Below are 17,973 nucleotides of genomic sequence, written 5' to 3' on the forward strand. Positions count from 1 at the left end.
GAACTTCGCGCAATGCACACCCCCGGCCACTCACCAGGCTCGGTTTGCTGGTACGCCCCCGAACTCGGCGCGGTGTTCAGCGGCGACACCCTCTTCAGCGGCGGACCCGGTGCGACCGGGCGGTCCTACTCCGACTTCCCCACGATCCTCGAGTCGATCTCCGGCAAGCTCGGCACGCTGCCGGGCCCCACCGTCGTCTACACCGGCCACGGTGACTCCACCACCATCGGCGACGAGATCGTCAACTACGACGACTGGGTCGCCAGGGGACACTAGCGACCGTCGAGTACGCGCCTCTTCTCGGCCTCGTACTCGTCCTCGGTCAACGCCCCCGACTCTCGCAGGCGGGCAAGCGTATTGAGCTGTTCGATGCGGATGCCCTGATCGCTGGGAACGTACTGGTCGGCGGACCACGTGGGGACCACCCCCAGGGTGGGCGGCGGTTGATAACCGGGTACCGGCCCGGAGCGCCTCACGCTGGCCGCCCAGAACCGCGCGACGACCAGATCGACGACGCCGAACCCGAAGACGGCCGCCAGGATCCACGGCACGTCGTCGTAGGGACTGCCGTGCCCGAACGCGAGGGTGGGGTTGAGGTAGGCGCTGACGTTGCCGTCGAGCTCGACGTCGTAGCTGCCCGCGGTCGCGACGTGGAGGTAGCCGATGCGGACCCGCGCGTCGTTGTTGACCGTGGTCGTACTGCCGTAGTCCTCCGTGAGTGTTGCGTCGACGCCGCCGGGCCCGGTGATCCGGTAGTTCAACGGCGGCACGGGTAGTCCACTGCCGCTACCGCCGACGAGCACCGTGTGGAACGTGACCGTCACGTCGCCCTCGGGCAACTGCACGGTGCCGGAGCCTGGGATGGGCACCTCGCCGTAGGCGTCGTACTCGTCGAATGCGAACGCGTTGAGAATCAGCATCAGGACGAATCCGACTCCTGCGGCGATCATGGTGAGCACCGCGACGACCGTCAGCACCTTGGGCGCCGTCCCCCGAGTCATGCACGGCAGTCTTTCACGTCGATGCGCTTTACGAGCTACCGTTTCAGGCATGCCCGAATCGAGTGCCGTGGTACGGCCGGAGCCGTTCGACAGCGGCTCATACACCGCGACCTCGCGGCTGCAGGCGGCCGGATTGCAACGGGCGATAACGCTTTTCGCCGAGGCCGCGGAGACGGTGCCCATTCCCCAGCCACCGCGTCCGATCGTCATCGCCGACTACGGCGCGGCGACCGGGCACAACTCGCTGCTTGCGGTCGGGGCGGCGATCGCCGTGTTGCGCAAGCGGACTCGCCCCGAACACTCGGTGCTGGTGACCCATACCGACGTGCCCGAGAACGATTTCACCGAACTGTTCCGCACCCTGAGCGAGGATCCGGACACGTATCTGAAGAAGGATGCCGCATCGTTCGCCTCGGCGGTTGGCCGATCGTTCTACCGTCAGATCGTGCCGTCCAACAGCGTCAATCTGGCTTGGTCGGCCTGGGCAATCCAGTGGCTGGGCCGGGTCCCCTGCCCGGTCCCCGACCACGTCGTGTCGGCCTACAGTCGTGACGAGGACGTGCGCTCCGCATACGCCAGGCAGGCTGCGCACGATTGGCACGAGTTCATCGCGTTCCGCGGTCGCGAACTGAGCCCCGGTGGCCGCCTGGTAGTGATGACGACGGCGATCGCCGAGGACGGGGACTTCGGTTACCGTCCGCTGCTCGATGCGACGATGGCGACGCTCACCGACCTCGCGGCACGGGGTGTCCTCGACGAGGACGAGGTGCGCCAGATGTCGATCCCGATCGTCGCGCGCCGCGGCCGCGACTTCCTGTCACCGTTCGCCCCTTCGGGAACCTTCGAGAAGTTGTCGGTGGAGCACGTGGAGGTGTTCGACGCCGAGGACCGGTTCTGGACGCAGTACAAGGTTCACCAGAAGGCCGCGGCGTTTGGCAGGAACTGGGCGGCGTTCCTTCGGGCGTCCACGTTCCCCGCGCTGGCCGCGCAGCTGGCCGAGGAGCGGCGGGCGGGATTCCTCGACGCGCTCACCTCTGGCGTCGCGGAGAGATTGGCGGCGGCACCGGCCGAGATCCGAATCCCCCTGGCGGAGATCGTCATCGAGAAGAAGCAGAGCGCGCACTGAGGCTCAGCTGGCGATGCGGCCGTCGGCCTTGCTCCCGGCGTCCGCGCGTCGGAAGGTGTTGCGGTAGTGCTGCGGTGAGACGCCCGTCAGACGACGGAACTGCTCGCGGAAGTTCACGGGCGAGGAGAACCCCACCTCGCGGCCGATCTTCTCCACCCCTTGCGACGTCGTCTCGAGCATCTGCTGGGCGTGTCGCACCCGGACGCCGGTCAGCCATTGCATCGGGGTTTGGCCGGTCTCGGCCTGAAACCGGCGGTTCAGCGTGCGGACGCTGACCGCGGCGCGCGCGGCGATGTCGCCGAGCAACAGGTCGCGGTGCGCCTCGAGTTCCAGCCATGCCAGCACCTCGCCGAGTTCGGCGCGTTCGCCGATTCCGTTGGCGACAGGGCGGTTCCGCAGAATGAACTGCGCCTGACCGCCGCTGCGATGCAGGGGCGCGACCGCCAGTCTTGCGGCATCGGCGGCCACGGCCGCACCGTAGTCGGTGGCCACGACGTGCAGGCACAGGTCCAGGCCTGCCGAAGCACCCGCAGACGTGAGGAGTCGGCCCTCGTCGACGTACAGCACGTCGGGGTCGAGGTGGACGGCGGGGAACGTGGCGCGGAAGAGGTCGGCGGCCAGCCAGTGCGTGGTGGCGCGTTTGCCGTCGAGGAGGCCGGTTGCCGCGAGCGTGAACGCGCCGGAGCAGATCGAGGCGAGCCTGGCCCCGCGGTCGAAGGCCTCGCGGAGCGCGTCGAGCACCACCGGTGACTGCTCGGTCGTGACGTCGTTGCAGCCGGGCACCACGATGGTGTCGGCCTCGGCGAGCGCGTCGAGACCGTGCTCGGTGGCGATGCTCAACGGACCCGCGGTGACTACGGGTGCGGTACCGCAGACCAGCACTCGGTAGCCGGGCTCACCCGAGGCCAAGGTGACGCGGCCGAACACCTCGACGGGCGTGGCGAGGTCGAAGGCGATGGTGTCGGGCAGCGCCAGGACCGCCACGGTGTGCATCCGACGAGGCTAGCAGAGACTGGCAAGATCCCGTCGATGGACATACTTCTGGCCACTATCGGTCCGGCGGGCGCGCGGTGTGTCCGAGGAGCGACCTCGGCCGGAAGTCCGTGCGGCAGAGCCGTTGCCATCCGATCACCGGCGGAGGACGATGAACACCGACGGCAGCGCCGTCGGGACGCTGCCCCTTTCTCAGGAGGCAGATCGTGCATGCGCGAACAACCACCATAGAGGCGACGCCCTCATCCATCGATGCAGGCGTCGCGTACGTCCGCGAGACGGTGATGCCGTTGCTGGACGGCTTGGAAGGCTACATCGGCCTTTCCCTGCTGGCCGATCGGTCGTCCGGTCGGTGCATCACCACCAGCGCGTGGGAATCCTTGGATGCGATGCGCGCGAGCGCCGCGGCCGTCGACGACGTCCGCAACCGTGCCGCGGAGATCTTCGGCGGTGGTGCTCCCACCATCGAGGAGTGGGAGATCGCGGTCCTGCACCGCCAGCACGAAACCGGTGAGGGCGCCTGCGTTCGGGTGACCTGGGCCAATGTCGAACCCGACCAGATCGACCCCGGCATCGAGGTCTTCAGGTCGGCGCTACCCGCCATGGAGCAAATCGAAGGACTGTGCAGCACAAGCCTCTTGGTGGACAGGGCGACCGGTCGCGGGGTGTCGTCGGCCGCCTACGAGAGCGCCGACGCCATAGAACGCAACCGGGCCGAGATCGAGCGACTCAAGGGTTCGGTGTCCGGCGAGGCCGCCGCACGAATCCTCGAAGAGCACGACTTCGAGCTGATGATTGCCCATCTGCGGGTTCCCGAGATGGCCTGAGGGCCAGGGGTGACCTGACTCAGGGAGCCATCTCGTAGGCGCCGTCGTAGGCCTTGACCCGCTGCCACACCCGGTCGAACCGCTCGGCGTCGGCAACCGGCTTGCGGATCGCGCCGAGCGCCCAGTCCTGCTGCGCCCGCGTCGAGGTCGGCTTGCCTTGCAGCGCAACGGCGTAGGTGTTGAAGTCGTTGACCTGGAAGCCGAAGATCGCGTCCAGGATGTCGTCGTCGAGACCGGTGAGCGCGGCCTGCTCGAGGATCAGCTGGCCGTACACGATGAGCGAGAACAGGTGCCCGACGTTGAGGAGGAAGTCGAGGTCCTTCTGCTGCGCGGCATCCGGTGCGGCCGTCACCAGCAGCTCCCGGAATGCCTTGGCCTGCTGGTAGAACACCCCGACGTTGGGAATCCGCGCGTGCTCGTCGTACACCGGCGTCCAGTCGGCGAACTGGATCGCCCCTGCCCCGCGGGTGGGACCCTGGTTCCAGAAGAACGTGTCGTCAGCGGCGTCGTTGCGGGTCGGAATCGCCGGGTACTCCTTGGGATTGAGCATGTAGTTGGGCATGAACTTCAGCACCAGTCCGACGTTGACGTGCACGGTGCCCTCCAACCGGGGCAGGCACCCGATCAACTGGGCGACCTCTCGGAACATGGTGTTCTTCTCATACCCCTTGGCGGCGATCACGTCGTGCAGGGCCCGGATCACGGTCTCGCCCTCCATCGTGACCTTGGCCTTGGTCATGGGGTTGAACAACAGGTACCGCCGATCCTCGAGGCTGGCGCTGCGGAAGTAGTCGACCGCTCGCCTGCTGAAGGCCTTCATCGCGATCATCCTTGCGTAGGCATCGACGAAGTTGGCCCGCACGTGGGAGAAGTCGGTGACCGGGTTGCCGTACAGAATTCTGTTCTGCGCGTGGGTGATCGCCTCGTAGAACGCGTGCTCGCACATCCCGATCGACGACGAGCACAGGTTGAACTTCCCGACGTTGACCGTATTGAGTGCGGCGCTGAAGGCTGCCACGCCGGCGTGCAGAATGTCCTCGGCGCGCACCGGATAGTTCTCCAGCCTGAACGTGCTCACGTAGATCTGCATGTGCACGACGTTGTCGATCAGGTGGTAGTTCTCGTTCCTGCTGTCGGCGACGAAGAAGACGTACCCTTCCCCGGCGTCCGCCTCACCGACGTCGTCACGCCTGCCGAAAACCGACACCAGGCTCGCCACGTTGCCGTTGCCGATGTAGTACTTCTCCCCCGACGCCCGGTACAGGATTCCGTCGGCCCGGTCTTCCTCGCTGGCGGGCGTCAACACCATGTCGGTGCTGTAGACGTCGGCGCCGTGGTCACGCTCGGACAACCCGAACGCCATCACCTCCCCGGCCTCCAAATCGTCGGCGGCCCTGAGCTTGGCGTCCTTGTTCTCGCTCTGCCAGACCGGCCCGAGGCCAAGGATGGTGACCTGCTCGGTGTACCAATAGGTCAACCCGTAGAAGCCGAGGATCTCGGCGAGCGCAGCATTACGGGCGCCGTCCCACCGCTTGTCGGCATCGCCGTCGGCGAACTCCGACGGCGTCAGGAACGTCGCGAACAGCCGCTCCCGCTTGACGAACTCGACGAAGTCGGCCGGCCACTGCGCCTTGAGGTCGTCATCGAGGATGCGCTTCTTGCCCTGGCCCTCGAAGAAGTCGATCGTGGCGCGCAGCAGCCGTCGGGTCTCGGCGTCGAACTCGACCGGGTCGTACGTCGTGGGGTCGAACAGAAGGCCGTCCGTTACGGCAGAAGCGGAACGACCGGGGGGTGGGGTCTGCGTCATGGCCGCGAGCCTATGGCGACTGAGGTTGCACGGGTGCCGGAACGAAGGGCAGACCGGGGATCGTCTGGTAGGGCAGCGTCGGGATGATCGGTTGCTGCGTGGGCGGCGTCGAGGACGGCGGTTGCGTCGTCGGCGTCTCGGTGACGGTAACGGGCGGCGGCTCCGTGGTGGTCGGCGGCGGGGGTGGCGGCTCGGTCGTCGCGGCGGGCGGGGGCGGTGGCGGTGGGGGCTCCTCCGTCACCGTGACCACCGGGGGCGGCGGCGCCTGCTCGGTGACCGTGTCGGGGGCGGGCGCCTGGGTCTGCGGCGGCACCTCCGACGCGGGTGGCGGAGGCGTGGTCGTGACGGGTGCCTCCGAGGTCGGGGTGCTCTCGGGGGGCGGCGACTCGTCGCTGCGCAGGGCGTACAGCGAGGCCGCGCCGACGACGGCCAGCGCGGCGACCAGGATGATCGCAGCGATGGCGAGCGGCCTGCGGTACCAGGCCAACGGCGCAAGGGCGGGGTCGTCATCGGCGTCGGGCTCGGTGAACTCGATGCGGGGCCGTGGGTCGGCGGGTTCGCCGAGGGGTTCGTAGCCGCGCTTCTCCAACCCTTCCTCCGCGAAGCCTTCCCCCGCGAACGGGCGCTCCCCGACGACCGGCTCCGGCGGGTCCTCGGCGTCCGACCACGCCAGAGCGCGGAACGTCGACGACCCCGGCGGCGCCGGGTCGACGGGCGCCAGGCCGGTCGCCGCCGGGGACAGTGCCGTCGCACCGTCGGGGACCACGCCGCGAGCGGCCCGCAGTCCCCCGCCGATCGCCGCCGCCAGCTCGGGCTGCGCCGAGGTGACGACGGGAATCCGCAGGTGCTCCGACAGCGTCGTGGTGAGGATGGGGATGCGGGCACCGCCGCCAACCGACGCGACGGCCACCAGATCGCCAGGACGAATTCCGCTGCGCTGCAACGTATCCTGAATCACGTCGACGAGCCCGCCGAGCGGTCCGGCGATCGCATCCTCGAGTTCGGCGCGAGTGACCCGCACCTCGGTCCGATGCCCAGGCAGCTCGACCGCGATCGACGTGACGGCCGTGGTCGACAGTCGTTCCTTCGCTGCCCGGCACTGCCCGCGCAGCCTGCCGAGCGAGCCGATCGCCGACGTCCCCGAGAGGTCCACCGTGCCCGCCGCCGCCAGGTCGGCGACGACGCGCGTCAACAGAGCCTGGTCGACGACGTCGCCGGACAGGTCGGGGTAGCGCACCGTCGGACCGAGCGGCCCGAAGCCCCTCGCGGCGTCGGCGAGCGTCACGCTGGTCCCCGTGCCACCCACGTCGCACAGGGCGATGATGCCGCGGGTCGGCAACCCCGGGTCGTCGTTCAGAGCGATGAGACCCGCCTCCGCGTCGGACCCGATCGGCGAGGAGACCGCGCCGCCCAGCGTCGCGCCGTTGAACTCGGTCATCGAGGCCAGTGCAGCGCGCAGTGCGTCGACGGCGGTCGACCGCCAGTGCGCTGGATGCGTCACGCCGACCGGCTCGACGGGCGGCCGACCGCCGGTCAGTGCGTACAGCAGCGCCCGCAACGCGTCGGCGAGCAGATCCTCGGCACGATGCGACGAGCCGTCGCCGGCGAGGATGGGCACCGGATCGCCGACGCGGTCGACGAAGTCGGTGATGATGAGCCCACGCTCGGCGAGGTTGGGGTTCTCGCTGGGCACACCGACTTCGGCGGGACGGTGTGGGTAGCGGGTCAGTACCGGCGACCGGGTCACCGCGGACCTGCCTACGGCCACTGCGCGAAGGGTCGTCGCCCCGACCGAGAGTCCTATGCCGTCTGCCACGCCGCCAACTGCCACGTCAACGAATCGTGCCAGCTCCGGCGATGAGAGGTAAATCCAGCGGGGTCACCCAGCCCGGTGGCAAGTCGTTGACGGCCGGCACGGCGTTGAGCGCACGGAGCCCGGTGGCCAGGCAGCCCGCGGCGGCCGCGTCGCGGCCCGAACCGTCGGTGAACCTGAACGCGGTCTCCTGGGAGATGCTCGGCGTGCCCTCGATGTCGACGCGGTACACGTCGTTCTCGTTGCCCGCAGGCCAGTCCGGCGCCGCGTCGGCGCCGATCCGGTTGACGTGCTCCAGCTGGATGCGGGTCTCGCCCTTGAAGACGCCGTTGATCGTGAACCGGACGGCGGCGACGTTGCCTGGCGCGATGATGCCCTTGGCGGTCTTCCGCTCGTCGGGCGTGACCCACTTGTCCCACGTGGTGGTGATCTCGTCGAGCTCGATGCCCGCCGCGTGCGCGATCATCGGAACCGTTGCACCCCAAGCGAAGATCAGGATCTCGGGCGTCTGCAGGAGGGGTCGATGCTCCGGCGGTCGTCCGATTCCCATCTCGAACTCGTAGTCGCCTTCGTAGTTGGTGTAGTCAAGCAGCTCCGACGCGCGCACCGTCTTGATCTCCGAGCACAACCCCATCAACGTCATCGGGAAGAGGTCGTTCGCGAACCCGGGATCGATTCCCGTCGTGAAGCACGACGACTGGCCCGCTTCACACGCCTCGCTGATCGGCTGAATCCAGTTGGGCGGGTTGAGGTGCATCGCTGGCCACACCCACGGCGTCATCGACGTAGAGCACACGTCGATGCCCGCCCGCAGGAACCGAGTGATCAGCTCGATGTTGTCGTCGGCGTGGGCAGCGGTCGGACCGTAGTGGACGACGGCGTCGGGCTTCAGCGCGATGAGCGCGTCGACGTCGTCGGTGGCCGTCACCCCCACGGGCTCGGCGAGCCCGCAGATCTCCCCGACGTCGCGGCCTGCCTTGTCGGGGTTGCTCACCCCGACGCCGACGAGCTCGAACATCGGATGATCGACGATCTCGGCGATGACCATCTTGCCGACGAAACCGGTGCCCCACAGCACGATTCGCTTCGGCATGTCAGAAGCACCGTCGCAGTCCACCGGGTTCGCAGTAGAGCGGGTACTGGTCGACGGGTATCGGTAGCGGTCTGTTGAACGTCAGCGTGAACGGATGGTCCACGATCCTGGCGGCCACCTCACCGTTGCACACGTTGTTGTTGATCACCGAGCGCTTACCGGTCATCGTGAGGTCGTCGAACTCGTAGGTCTCCTGGATCGGCGCAGAGCTGCCGTCCGGGCAAGTCATCCCGTCCTTCTTGCTGGTGCTGAACATCCACACGCCGCCGGTGAGGCGGGCGTCGCCGCCGTTGACCTGGGTCGCGGGGGTGGGTGCCACGTGCAGTCGGCACGCGACGGGCAGTTCCAGGTTGACCCGCAGGTCGCCGACCGTTGGCACGCAGCTCGGATAGATGGTCCACTCGGCGACGACGTCGCCCTGGGTGTAGGTGTAGATCCCCTGCATCACCTGATCCGCCCTGGCGGGACTCGCGAATCCGATCAGCCCCCCTGCGACGACGGCTGCGGCGGCGAGGACGGCGGACATCCGGGCGGTCGTCATGCCCTGAGTATCGCAGCGCCGCACACCGACGTCAGCGGTTTGCCCGACGCGGCGTGCGGCGACCCGTTGGGCGCGTGAGAAGGTCGAGCCATGACGTCATTGGAGGGCAAGGTCGCCTTGATAACGGGAGCGTCGGCCGGGTTGGGCGCGGCGACGGTGAAGGTGTTCGCCGAGCGGGGCGCGACGGTCTTCGGGATTGCGCGCGACGCCGAGCGGATGACAGAGGTCTTCGCCGACGTGCCAGGTGGGCAGTTCGCGTCGGTGGACATCACCACGCCCACCGCGTGCAGACAGGCGGTGGCCGACTGCGTCGCGGCGTTCGGCAGGCTCGACGTGCTGGTGAACGTCGCGGGCTTCCACCAGATGCGGCACACCGCGACCATGACCGACGAGGAGTGGGAGCACGACCTGGCCGTCAATCTCAACGGCCCGTTCTACCTGTGCCGTGCGGCTTTGCCCGCGCTGCTCGAGGCGGGCGGCAACATCGTGAACGTGGCCTCGATCGCCGGTGTCGAGGGTGAGGTGTACTCGGCGGGCTACTGCGCGGCCAAACATGGTCTGGTGGGCCTGACGAAGGCGCTGGCCGTCGAATACACCAAGAGCGAGCTGCGGGTGAACGTGATCTGTCCCGGCGGCATGCCGACCGCGCAGGCCACCGAGTTCACGGCCCCGGACAGCGCGGATTGGGACCTGATCATGCGCATCGCGTCACCGCGCGGATTCATGGCGACCAGCGACGTGGCGAAGGCGATCGCGTTCCTGGCCAGTGCCGACGCCGCCGCCATCCACGGTGCGGTCTACCGGGTCGACAACGGCAAAGGCGCTGGCTGAACCCCCACGGGACACGCAGCCGCGACCGTAGGCTGAGCCGATGGAGAACGTCGACGTGGTCTCGTCAATGGACACCAGTTCCAGTGCAGCGGTCGTGGGGTCGGTCGCCACCTCGCAGAGTGCCGCGGTGGCCGGCTCGGCAGGCACGGTGAACAGCGCCGCCGTCGCTGGGTCGCTGGGCACCGTCACCAGTGCGGGCGTCGCGGGCTCGATCGGGACGGTAGGCAGCAGCGCGGTGGCGGGCAGCGCGCTGACGGCGTTCTGTTTCGCGATCGTGGCGTGTCTGGCGTGCGTCGGCTGCTTCGCCTGCACCCGGTGCCGCGCGTGCGTCGGATGCGCGTCGTGCTCGGACTGCGTCGGGTGCGTGGGGTGCGTCAACTGCTCTGGCCTGCGTGGAGCGGTCGGGATGCGCAACGTCCACGCCGCTTAGGCCGACGTTCACCCCCGCGTCGTCCCCATCGAATGCGCCGTGCACGCCCACCTGCCACAATCGCGCGGTGACCGACGTCGTGAATTCAGCTGCTTCAGAAGCCTCGCACCTCCGTTCGGGATTGGACGCCGACGACCTGCGGGTGGCGATCACCGATCATCTGCGGTACTCGATCGGCCGACCGGCCGCCGCTCTGCGGCCCGACCACTACTACCGCGCCCTCGCGCTCGCGGTACGCGACCGCATGCAGGACAATCGCATGGCGTCGACGCAGCAGTCCCTCGACCAGGGCGCGAAGGTCACCTGCTATCTGTCGGCGGAGTTCCTGATGGGCCCGCAGCTCGGCAACAACCTGCTGAACCTACAGATCGAGGACGCCGCGCGAAGCGCGCTGAGCTCGCTGGGGCAGGACTTCGACGAGGTTCTCGCCTGCGAGCCGGAGCCAGGGCTCGGCAACGGCGGCCTCGGACGGCTGGCGGCGTGCTTCCTTGACTCGTTGGCAACGTTGGAGCGCCCGGCCATCGGGTACGGCATCCGCTATGAGTTCGGCATCTTTCGCCAAGACTTCGCCGACGGCTGGCAGGTGGAGCTGACCGACAACTGGCTGGCCAACGGAAACCCCTGGGAAATCGCCAAACCCGACGTGAGCTACCTGGTCAACTGGGGTGGCCACACCGAGCAGTACGTGGACGACAGCGGCACCGTCCGGGTGCGTTGGATACCGAAGCAGGTGATCAAGGGAGTCGCCTACGACACCCCGATCCAGGGCTACGGCGTGCACACCTGCAACGTGCTGACGCTGTGGAGCGCCCGCGCGGTCGAGTCGTTCGCCTTGGACGCCTTCAACACCGGCGACTACTACAAGGCCGTCGAGTCCGAGGTCACCTCGGAGACCGTGACCAAGGTGCTGTACCCGAACGACGAGCCGGAGGCGGGCAAGCGGCTGCGCCTGCTGCAGCAGTACTTCTTCGTGTCGTGCTCGCTGCAGCACGTAGTGCACATCGTCGACGATTTGGCTGATTTGTCCATCAAGGAGCTGCCGCAGCGATTTGCGTTGCAGCTCAACGACACCCATCCGTCGATCGGTGTGGCGGAGCTGATGCGTATCCTTGTCGACGAGCGCAGACTGGAGTGGGACGAAGCCTGGGCGATCACGGTGGCGACGTTCGGCTACACCAACCACACCCTCCTCCCCGAGGCTCTGGAGAAGTGGTCGCTTGGACTGTTCCGGGAGTCCCTCCCCCGCCATCTGGAGATCATCTACGAGATCAACACGCGCTTCCTCGACGAGGTGCGGGCGCACTTCCCCGGTGACGTCGAGCGGGTGCGTCGGATGTCGCTGATCGGCGAGGACGGTGGACAGACCGTTCGCATGGCGCATCTCGCCACGGTGGGCAGTCACGCGATCAACGGTGTCGCCGCCCTGCACTCGGACCTCTTGAAGGCGAGCGTGCTCAAGGACTTCTACGAGCTGTGGCCGGAGCGCTTCTCCAACAAGACCAATGGCGTCACGCCTCGGCGCTTCTTGGCCCTGTCCAACCCCGGCCTCCGCGGTCTGCTCGACCGCACGATCGGCGACGGGTGGCTCACCGACCTCGAGCGCCTTCGCGGGCTTGAAGCCTTCATCGACGATCCCGAGTTTCGCCAAGACTGGCGAGATGTCAAGCGTGCCAACAAAGCTCGACTCGCCGAATACCTTCACACCACGACTGGAGTTGACCTGGACCCCACCTGGATGTTCGACATCCAGGTCAAGCGCATCCACGAGTACAAGCGTCAGCATCTGTCGGTGCTGCACATCATCCGACAGTATTTCCGGCTGAAGATGGACCCCAGCCTCGAGGTCGCGCCGCGGGCCTACGTGTTCGGCGGCAAGGCGGCACCCGGATACTTCATGGCCAAGCGAATCATCAAGCTGATCAACGCGGTTGGCGAGACGGTCAACAACGACGCAGACGTGAACAAGTTCATGAAGGTGGTCTTCGTCCCGAACTTCAACGTCCAGAACGCTCACCTCATCTACCCGGCGGCCAATCTGTCGGAGCAGATCTCGACGGCGGGCAAGGAGGCCTCTGGCACGGGCAACATGAAGTTCATGATGAACGGCGCCCTGACCATCGGCACGTTGGACGGCGCCAACGTCGAGATCCGCGAGGAGGCAGGCGCCGAGAACTTCTTCCTGTTCGGATTGACCGAGGCCGAGGTCGAGCAGGTCAAGCGCGACGGCTACCGTCCTGCCGATTACATCGACGGTGACGAGGAACTCACGGCCGTGCTGGGGTTGATCTCCTCGGGGCAGTTCTCCCACGGCGACACCGAGGTGTTCCGGCCGCTGGTGGAGAACCTTAGGTTCGACGACCCGTTCCTGGTGATGGCGGACTATGCGTCGTACGTCGAGTGTCAGGACAGGGTCGCGGCGGCGTGGCAGGACAAGGATGCATGGTCGCGGATGTCGATTCTGAACTCGGCGCGCAGCGGCAAGTTCTCGTCCGACCGCGCAATCGAGCAGTATTGCGACGACATCTGGAACGTGGGCCCGGTGCGGGTCGAGATCTGAGGAATCAGGAGCAGCGGGGCGTCAGTCCGGAGAAGTGCACGGCGGGCATGCCGTCGATGGTGACGAAGTCCGTGCCCTCGTCCCACGTCGTACCGGGATCGATCCACGGCGGCGCGGCGTCCGGGTAGGCGATCGTCAGATCGGTGTAGAACTGCGCTCCCGGCGGGCATCCCGGCGCCTTCGGCGTGCTGGGATTCCATGCGTGTACGACGATGGGGTTGATCAGCCGGGTGCCCTGAGCACAGTTGGGCTGGCACTCGATGGCGTTGTCGTAACCGGCCCCCTTGGCGCCGTCGGCATCCCACTGGGTCCACGCCATGTCCTGCATGACGCCCGTCTCGTCGCAGTTGTAGGCGAACCGGGCCGGACGCTGCTCCGGGGCCTGGGTACCGTCGAAGCACTTGGCGATGGCGTACGTCGTGTCGGCAGGTTCTGCGGCGGCCACGCCGGGCACGGCGAACAGCGCGGCCAGCACGACCGTCGCGGAGCCCGCCGCCGACGCGGCAGGCCGGATCATCCCTGCTCGGCGGGAAGGGGTGCGCCTGCGGGCGCGGGCACCGCCTGCGGTTGGCCTGCCAGGCTGTCCACCACGAACCGCTGATCCGGGCAGTAGTAGTTGATGCCCGCCGAGAGGAACTCGTAGATCTGCTGCTCGGTGGTCCCGCGCTCCAGGTTGGTCTTGAGGAACACCGCGGCCTCGCTGGCGTTGGCGTCCAGCCCGGTCCGCAGGCGCTTGCACTGGATCTTGCCGATCCAGGCGTTGTAGTCCTTCTGACCGTAGATGCCATAGGAGTGCAGCTCGACGGCGAAGTCGGCGTCGGGATCGGCGTTGGCAGGTGCTGCCGTAACCGCCGCCACCGCGAACGCGGCGAATGCCGTGGCCAGACCCGTTCGTAAGAGTGCCTTCATAGTTTGGATCGTATCCCTATTCCAATTGCGTTGCGCGAGTGAGTGCCGAGGCCGGGTGGCTCACAGCACGGAGACGCTGTGCCAGACGTCACCCCATCGCCGTCGACTGCGCCAACGTCGCGTTTGACCACAATACAGTTATATAGGCTAATCTCTCAGTCATCCATGTGAACCCGTCGGGACAGGGGCTATGACCAGCGTATTGCGTAGAGCGTGGATACCGATCGTGATCATCGTCGTCGTGGTGATCGCTGGGTTCACCGTGCACCGGGTCCGCACCTTCTTCGGTCAAGACGGAATCATCGTGACTCCGAAGAACTTTGCCGACGATGCCGAGCCGTTCAATCCCAAGGTCGTCAAGTACGAGATCTTCGGCACCGGCACCTATGCCGACATCAACTATCTGGACCTCGACTCCAAGCCCGTGCGGGTCGACGGGGCCTCGCTGCCGTGGTCGCTGGTGCTGAGCACCACCGCGCCGTCGGTGCTGCCCAACATCGTGGCCCAGGGCGACGGCTCCTCCATCTCTTGCCGTATCACCGTCGACGACGAGGTCAAGGACGAGAGGACGACTGACGGCGTGAACGCCCAGACCTTCTGCCTGGCGAAGAACGCATGACCAACCCCAACATGCCTGAATCCAACATTCCTGACTCCAAAGACGAGCCGACCACCGACGCCATCCCGACGGCCAGGCACGCGGCCGGGTCGCCGCCGCGCCATCGGCTGCCGTCGCTGATCCGGACGCTCGCGCTGCCGATCATCCTCGGCTGGATCGTCATCATCGCGCTCGGCAACACCCTCGTCCCTCAGCTCGAAGAGGTCGGCAAGGCGCAGTCGGTGTCGATGAGCCCCGACGACGCCCCGTCGGTGATCTCGATGAAGCACATCGGCGACGTGTTCAAGGAGTTCAAGTCCAACAGCTCGGTCATGATCGTGCTCGAGGGCCAGGACAAGCTCGGCCAGTCCGCCCACGACTTCTACGACGACATGGTCCGCAAGCTCGAGGCGGACACCAAGCACGTCGAGCACGTCAACGACATGTGGAGCGACCCGCTGTCGGCGGCAGGCTCGCAGAGCAACGACGGCAAGGCGATGTACGTCCAGGTGTATCTCGCGGGGAACCAGGGCGAGGCGCTGGCCAACGAGTCCGTCGAATCGGTACGCAACATCGTCAACGGGTTGACCCCCCCGGACGGGATCAAGGCCTTCGTCACCGGGCCTGCCGCGCTGTCAGCCGATCAGAACATCGCCGGTGACCGCAGCCTGCGGCTCATCGAGATGGTCACGTTCACCGTCATCATCATCATGCTGCTGCTGGTGTACCGGTCGATCGTCACCGTAATCATCGTGCTGGTGATGGTGGTGCTCGAGTTGGCGGCCGCCCGCGGCATCGTCGCGTTCCTGGGCTATCACCACATCATCGGTCTGTCGACCTTCGCGACCAGCCTTCTCGTCACCCTTGCGATAGCCGCCGCAACGGACTACGCGATCTTCCTGCTGGGCCGATATCAGGAAGCCCGAAGTGTGGGCGAGAGCAAGGAAGACGCCTATCACACGATGTTCGGGGGCACCGCGCACGTCGTGATGGGCTCGGGCCTGACGATCGCCGGCGCGACGTTCTGCCTCAGCTTCACCCGGCTGCCCTACTTCCAGACCCTCGGCATCCCGCTGGCGATCGGCATGATCATCGTCGTCGTCTGCGCGTTGACGCTCGGCCCCGCGGTGGTCACCATCGCCAGCCGCTTCGGACTGCTGGAGCCCAAGCGCGCCCTGCGCACTCGCGGGTGGCGCAAGATCGGCGCGGCCGTCGTGCGCTGGCCCGGCCCCATCCTCGTCGCGACGATCGCGCTGGCCCTGATCGGTCTGCTCACCCTGCCCGGGTACAAGACCAACTACAACGACCGCAACTACCTACCTCAGGACATCCCGGCCAACGAGGGCTACCAGGCCGCGGACCGGCACTTCTCCCAGGCCAGGATGAACCCCGAACTGTTGATGATCGAAAGCGATCACGATCTGCGGAACTCGGCGGACTTCCTGGTCATCGACAAGATCGCCAAGGCCGTCTTCAAGACACCGGGCATCGGTCGGGTCCAGGCGATCACCAGGCCGCTCGGCACGCCGATCGAGCACACGTCGATTCCGTTTCAGATCAGCATGCAGGGCACCACTCAGCAGATGAACCTGAAATACCAACAGGATTCGTTCGCCGACATGCTCAAGCAGGCCGACGAGATGCAGGGCATGATCGAGAACCTCGAGCACATGCTGGTGCTGATGGATCAACTCAACGCCGTCACCCACGACCTGACGCTGAAGACCAAGGACATGGTCGCGACGACGAACGAGCTTCGGGACAACATCTCGAACTTCGACGACTTCTTCCGTCCACTGCGCAACTACTTCTACTGGGAACCGCACTGCTACGACATCCCGGTGTGTTGGTCGATCCGGTCGATCTTCGACACGCTGGACGGCATCGACATGCTCAGCGATCAGCTGGGTGGCCTCGTCGTCAACCTGGACAAGCTGGACGCGCTGATGCCACAGTTGCGCGCTTCGCTGCCGCCGATGCTCGCGACGATGAAGTCGATGAAGACCATGATGCTAACGATGTACCAGACCCAGAAGGGTATGTCGGATCAGATGGCGGCGATGCAGGAGAACTCGACCGCGATGGGCGAGGCCTTCGACGCGTCGAAGAACGACGACTCGTTCTATCTGCCGCCGGAGATCTTCGACAACGCCGAGTTCAAGAAGGGCATGAAGAACTTCATCTCCCCCGACGGGCATTCGGTGCGGTTCATCATCAGCCACGAGGGCGATCCGATGAGCCAGGAGGGCATCTCGCACATCGATGCCATCAAGCAGGCGGCGAAGGAGGCCATCAAGGGCACGCCGCTGGAGGGCTCCAAGATCTACCTCGCAGGCACCGCGGCCACCTTCAAGGACATGGCCGACGCCAACGTCTTCGACCTGCTGATCGCGGGCATCGCATCGCTGGCGCTGATCTTCATCATCATGTTGATCATCACCCGCGCCGTGGTCGCATCCGCGGTCATCGTGGGCACGGTGGTGTTGTCGCTCGGCGCCTCCTTCGGACTGTCGGTGCTCATCTGGCAGCACTTCATCGGCGCGGAGTTGCACTGGATGGTGCTGGCGATGTCGGTGATCATCCTGTTGGCGGTCGGCGCCGACTACAACCTCCTGCTGGTCTCCCGATTCAAGGAAGAGATCCACGCAGGGTTGAACACCGGCATCATCAGGTCGATGGGCGGCACCGGGTCGGTGGTGACCTCGGCGGGCCTGGTATTCGCCTTCACGATGATGTCGATGGCGGTGAGCGAACTGCGAATCATCGGCCAGGTCGGCACGACCATCGGACTGGGCCTACTGTTCGACACATTGGTGGTGCGATCGTTCATGACACCGGCCATCGCCGCGATGATGGGCAAGTGGTTCTGGTGGCCGACGCACGTGCGCCAGCGCCCCAAGCCCGAGCCGTGGCCGACTCCCCCGAACCCACCCAAGGAATCCGAAACCGTCCCGACAGCCTGAGGAGAATCATGATGACGAAGACACTGCGCCGTCTCGCGGCGCGCGGCGGTATGGTCGCTGCCGTATGTGGCGTCGCCGCAACGGCTTTGGCAGGTCCAGCCGCCGCAGACGCCACCGACGACTTCCCGATCCCGCATCGGCTGATCGTCACCACCTGCAACACCGAGCAATACCTGCAGGCCGCCAGGGACACCAGCCCGGTGTACTTCGAGCGGTACATGATCGACCGCAGCAACCGGCCCGCCGACATCCAGCAGATGGCCTTCGACCGCATCCACTGGTTCTTCTCCCTGGACGCCGCCGGCCGCAGGCAGTACTCCGAGGACACCGCCACCAACGTGTACTACGAACAGGTCGCCACCCGCTGGGGCAACTGGGCCAAGGTGTTCTTCAACAACAAGGGCGTCGCAGCCAAGGCCACCGACGTCTGCATGAACTACCCCGCCGACGACATGTCCGTCTGGGACTGGCCCGTCGCCCGCTA

The 17,973-nt window shown here is 66.6% G+C and carries 17 protein-coding genes; 9 read left to right on the top strand and 8 right to left on the bottom strand.

Annotated elements, in window-relative coordinates; all coding sequences use genetic code 11:
- A partial coding sequence (locus tag ABW137_RS22310) for an MBL fold metallo-hydrolase (protein WP_526403626.1) occupies positions 1 to 276 on the top strand: 276 nt, incomplete at its 5' end.
- On the opposite strand, the gene ABW137_RS22315 is transcribed toward ABW137_RS22310, so the two are convergent.
- On the bottom strand, positions 273 to 1,001 hold the full coding sequence (locus ABW137_RS22315) for an SHOCT domain-containing protein (RefSeq protein ID WP_526403627.1): 729 nt from the start codon (positions 999 to 1,001) through the stop codon (positions 273 to 275). The two genes, ABW137_RS22310 and ABW137_RS22315, sit on opposite strands and share 4 nt — an antisense overlap.
- A 49-nt stretch (positions 1,002 to 1,050) precedes the next feature.
- Between ABW137_RS22315 and ABW137_RS22320 the strand changes: the two genes are divergently transcribed.
- Positions 1,051 to 2,127 (top strand): class I SAM-dependent methyltransferase, encoded by a 1,077-nt coding sequence (locus ABW137_RS22320; protein ID WP_526403628.1) that lies wholly within the window; start codon positions 1,051 to 1,053, stop codon positions 2,125 to 2,127.
- Between the two features lie 3 nt (positions 2,128 to 2,130).
- Here ABW137_RS22320 and ABW137_RS22325 read toward each other — a convergent pair whose 3' ends face one another.
- Positions 2,131 to 3,120, bottom strand: a complete 990-nt coding sequence (locus ABW137_RS22325; RefSeq protein ID WP_526403629.1) for a GlxA family transcriptional regulator — start codon at positions 3,118 to 3,120, stop codon at positions 2,131 to 2,133.
- Positions 3,121 to 3,326: 206 nt separating this feature from the next.
- On the opposite strand from ABW137_RS22325, the gene ABW137_RS22330 reads away from it, so the two are divergent.
- Positions 3,327 to 3,947, top strand: coding sequence for a hypothetical protein (locus tag ABW137_RS22330; protein WP_526403630.1), 621 nt, complete (start codon positions 3,327 to 3,329; stop codon positions 3,945 to 3,947).
- A 19-nt stretch (positions 3,948 to 3,966) separates the two neighbouring features.
- On the opposite strand, the gene ABW137_RS22335 is transcribed toward ABW137_RS22330, so the two are convergent.
- The 4 genes from ABW137_RS22335 to ABW137_RS22350 are packed head-to-tail and all read right to left on the bottom strand — an operon-like array spanning position 3,967 to position 9,201.
- Positions 3,967 to 5,754, bottom strand: a complete 1,788-nt coding sequence (locus ABW137_RS22335) for an acyl-CoA dehydrogenase family protein (protein ID WP_526403631.1) — start codon at positions 5,752 to 5,754, stop codon at positions 3,967 to 3,969.
- A 10-nt stretch (positions 5,755 to 5,764) separates the two neighbouring features.
- Entirely contained in the window at positions 5,765 to 7,570 is a 1,806-nt protein-coding gene (locus ABW137_RS22340; RefSeq protein ID WP_526403632.1) for an Hsp70 family protein, read from the bottom strand.
- Between the two features lie 16 nt (positions 7,571 to 7,586).
- On the bottom strand, positions 7,587 to 8,660 hold the full coding sequence (locus tag ABW137_RS22345; protein WP_526403633.1) for an NAD(P)H-dependent amine dehydrogenase family protein: 1,074 nt from the start codon (positions 8,658 to 8,660) through the stop codon (positions 7,587 to 7,589).
- A 1-nt stretch (position 8,661) separates the two neighbouring features.
- A complete protein-coding gene (locus tag ABW137_RS22350) occupies positions 8,662 to 9,201 on the bottom strand; it encodes a hypothetical protein (protein ID WP_526403634.1) in 540 nt (179 codons plus the stop codon).
- Between the two features lie 90 nt (positions 9,202 to 9,291).
- Here ABW137_RS22350 and ABW137_RS22355 point away from each other — a divergent pair, with 90 nt between their 5' ends.
- From ABW137_RS22355 to ABW137_RS22365, 3 genes are all read left to right on the top strand, one after another.
- A complete protein-coding gene (locus tag ABW137_RS22355; protein WP_526403635.1) occupies positions 9,292 to 10,032 on the top strand; it encodes an SDR family NAD(P)-dependent oxidoreductase in 741 nt (246 codons plus the stop codon).
- 40 nt (positions 10,033 to 10,072) lie between these two features.
- Positions 10,073 to 10,462, top strand: a complete 390-nt coding sequence (locus ABW137_RS22360; protein WP_526403636.1) for a hypothetical protein — start codon at positions 10,073 to 10,075, stop codon at positions 10,460 to 10,462.
- Between the two features lie 67 nt (positions 10,463 to 10,529).
- Positions 10,530 to 13,019, top strand: coding sequence for a glycogen/starch/alpha-glucan phosphorylase (locus tag ABW137_RS22365; RefSeq protein WP_526403637.1), 2,490 nt, complete (start codon positions 10,530 to 10,532; stop codon positions 13,017 to 13,019).
- Positions 13,020 to 13,023: 4 nt separating this feature from the next.
- Here the strand turns inward: ABW137_RS22365 and ABW137_RS22370 are convergent, their stop codons facing one another.
- Both ABW137_RS22370 and ABW137_RS22375 read right to left on the bottom strand, forming a co-directional pair.
- Positions 13,024 to 13,536 (bottom strand): hypothetical protein, encoded by a 513-nt coding sequence (locus ABW137_RS22370; RefSeq protein ID WP_526403638.1) that lies wholly within the window; start codon positions 13,534 to 13,536, stop codon positions 13,024 to 13,026.
- On the bottom strand, positions 13,533 to 13,928 hold the full coding sequence (locus tag ABW137_RS22375; protein WP_526403639.1) for a DUF732 domain-containing protein: 396 nt from the start codon (positions 13,926 to 13,928) through the stop codon (positions 13,533 to 13,535). Before ABW137_RS22375 ends, ABW137_RS22370 begins: the two co-directional genes overlap by 4 nt.
- 190 nt (positions 13,929 to 14,118) lie before the next feature.
- On the opposite strand from ABW137_RS22375, the gene ABW137_RS22380 reads away from it, so the two are divergent.
- The 3 genes from ABW137_RS22380 to ABW137_RS22390 form a co-directional block, all read left to right on the top strand.
- Positions 14,119 to 14,547 (top strand): MmpS family transport accessory protein, encoded by a 429-nt coding sequence (locus ABW137_RS22380; protein ID WP_526403640.1) that lies wholly within the window; start codon positions 14,119 to 14,121, stop codon positions 14,545 to 14,547.
- Positions 14,548 to 14,558: 11 nt separating this feature from the next.
- Positions 14,559 to 17,489, top strand: coding sequence for an MMPL/RND family transporter (locus ABW137_RS22385; protein ID WP_526403641.1), 2,931 nt, complete (start codon positions 14,559 to 14,561; stop codon positions 17,487 to 17,489).
- Between the two features lie 50 nt (positions 17,490 to 17,539).
- Positions 17,540 to 17,973, top strand: a 434-nt coding sequence (locus ABW137_RS22390; protein ID WP_526403642.1) for a DUF5078 domain-containing protein, incomplete at its 3' end; no start/stop codon positions are given.

The sequence above is a fragment of the Mycobacterium sp. genome, assembly GCF_040509115.1.
In the GTDB taxonomy this organism is placed as follows: domain Bacteria; phylum Actinomycetota; class Actinomycetes; order Mycobacteriales; family Mycobacteriaceae; genus Mycobacterium.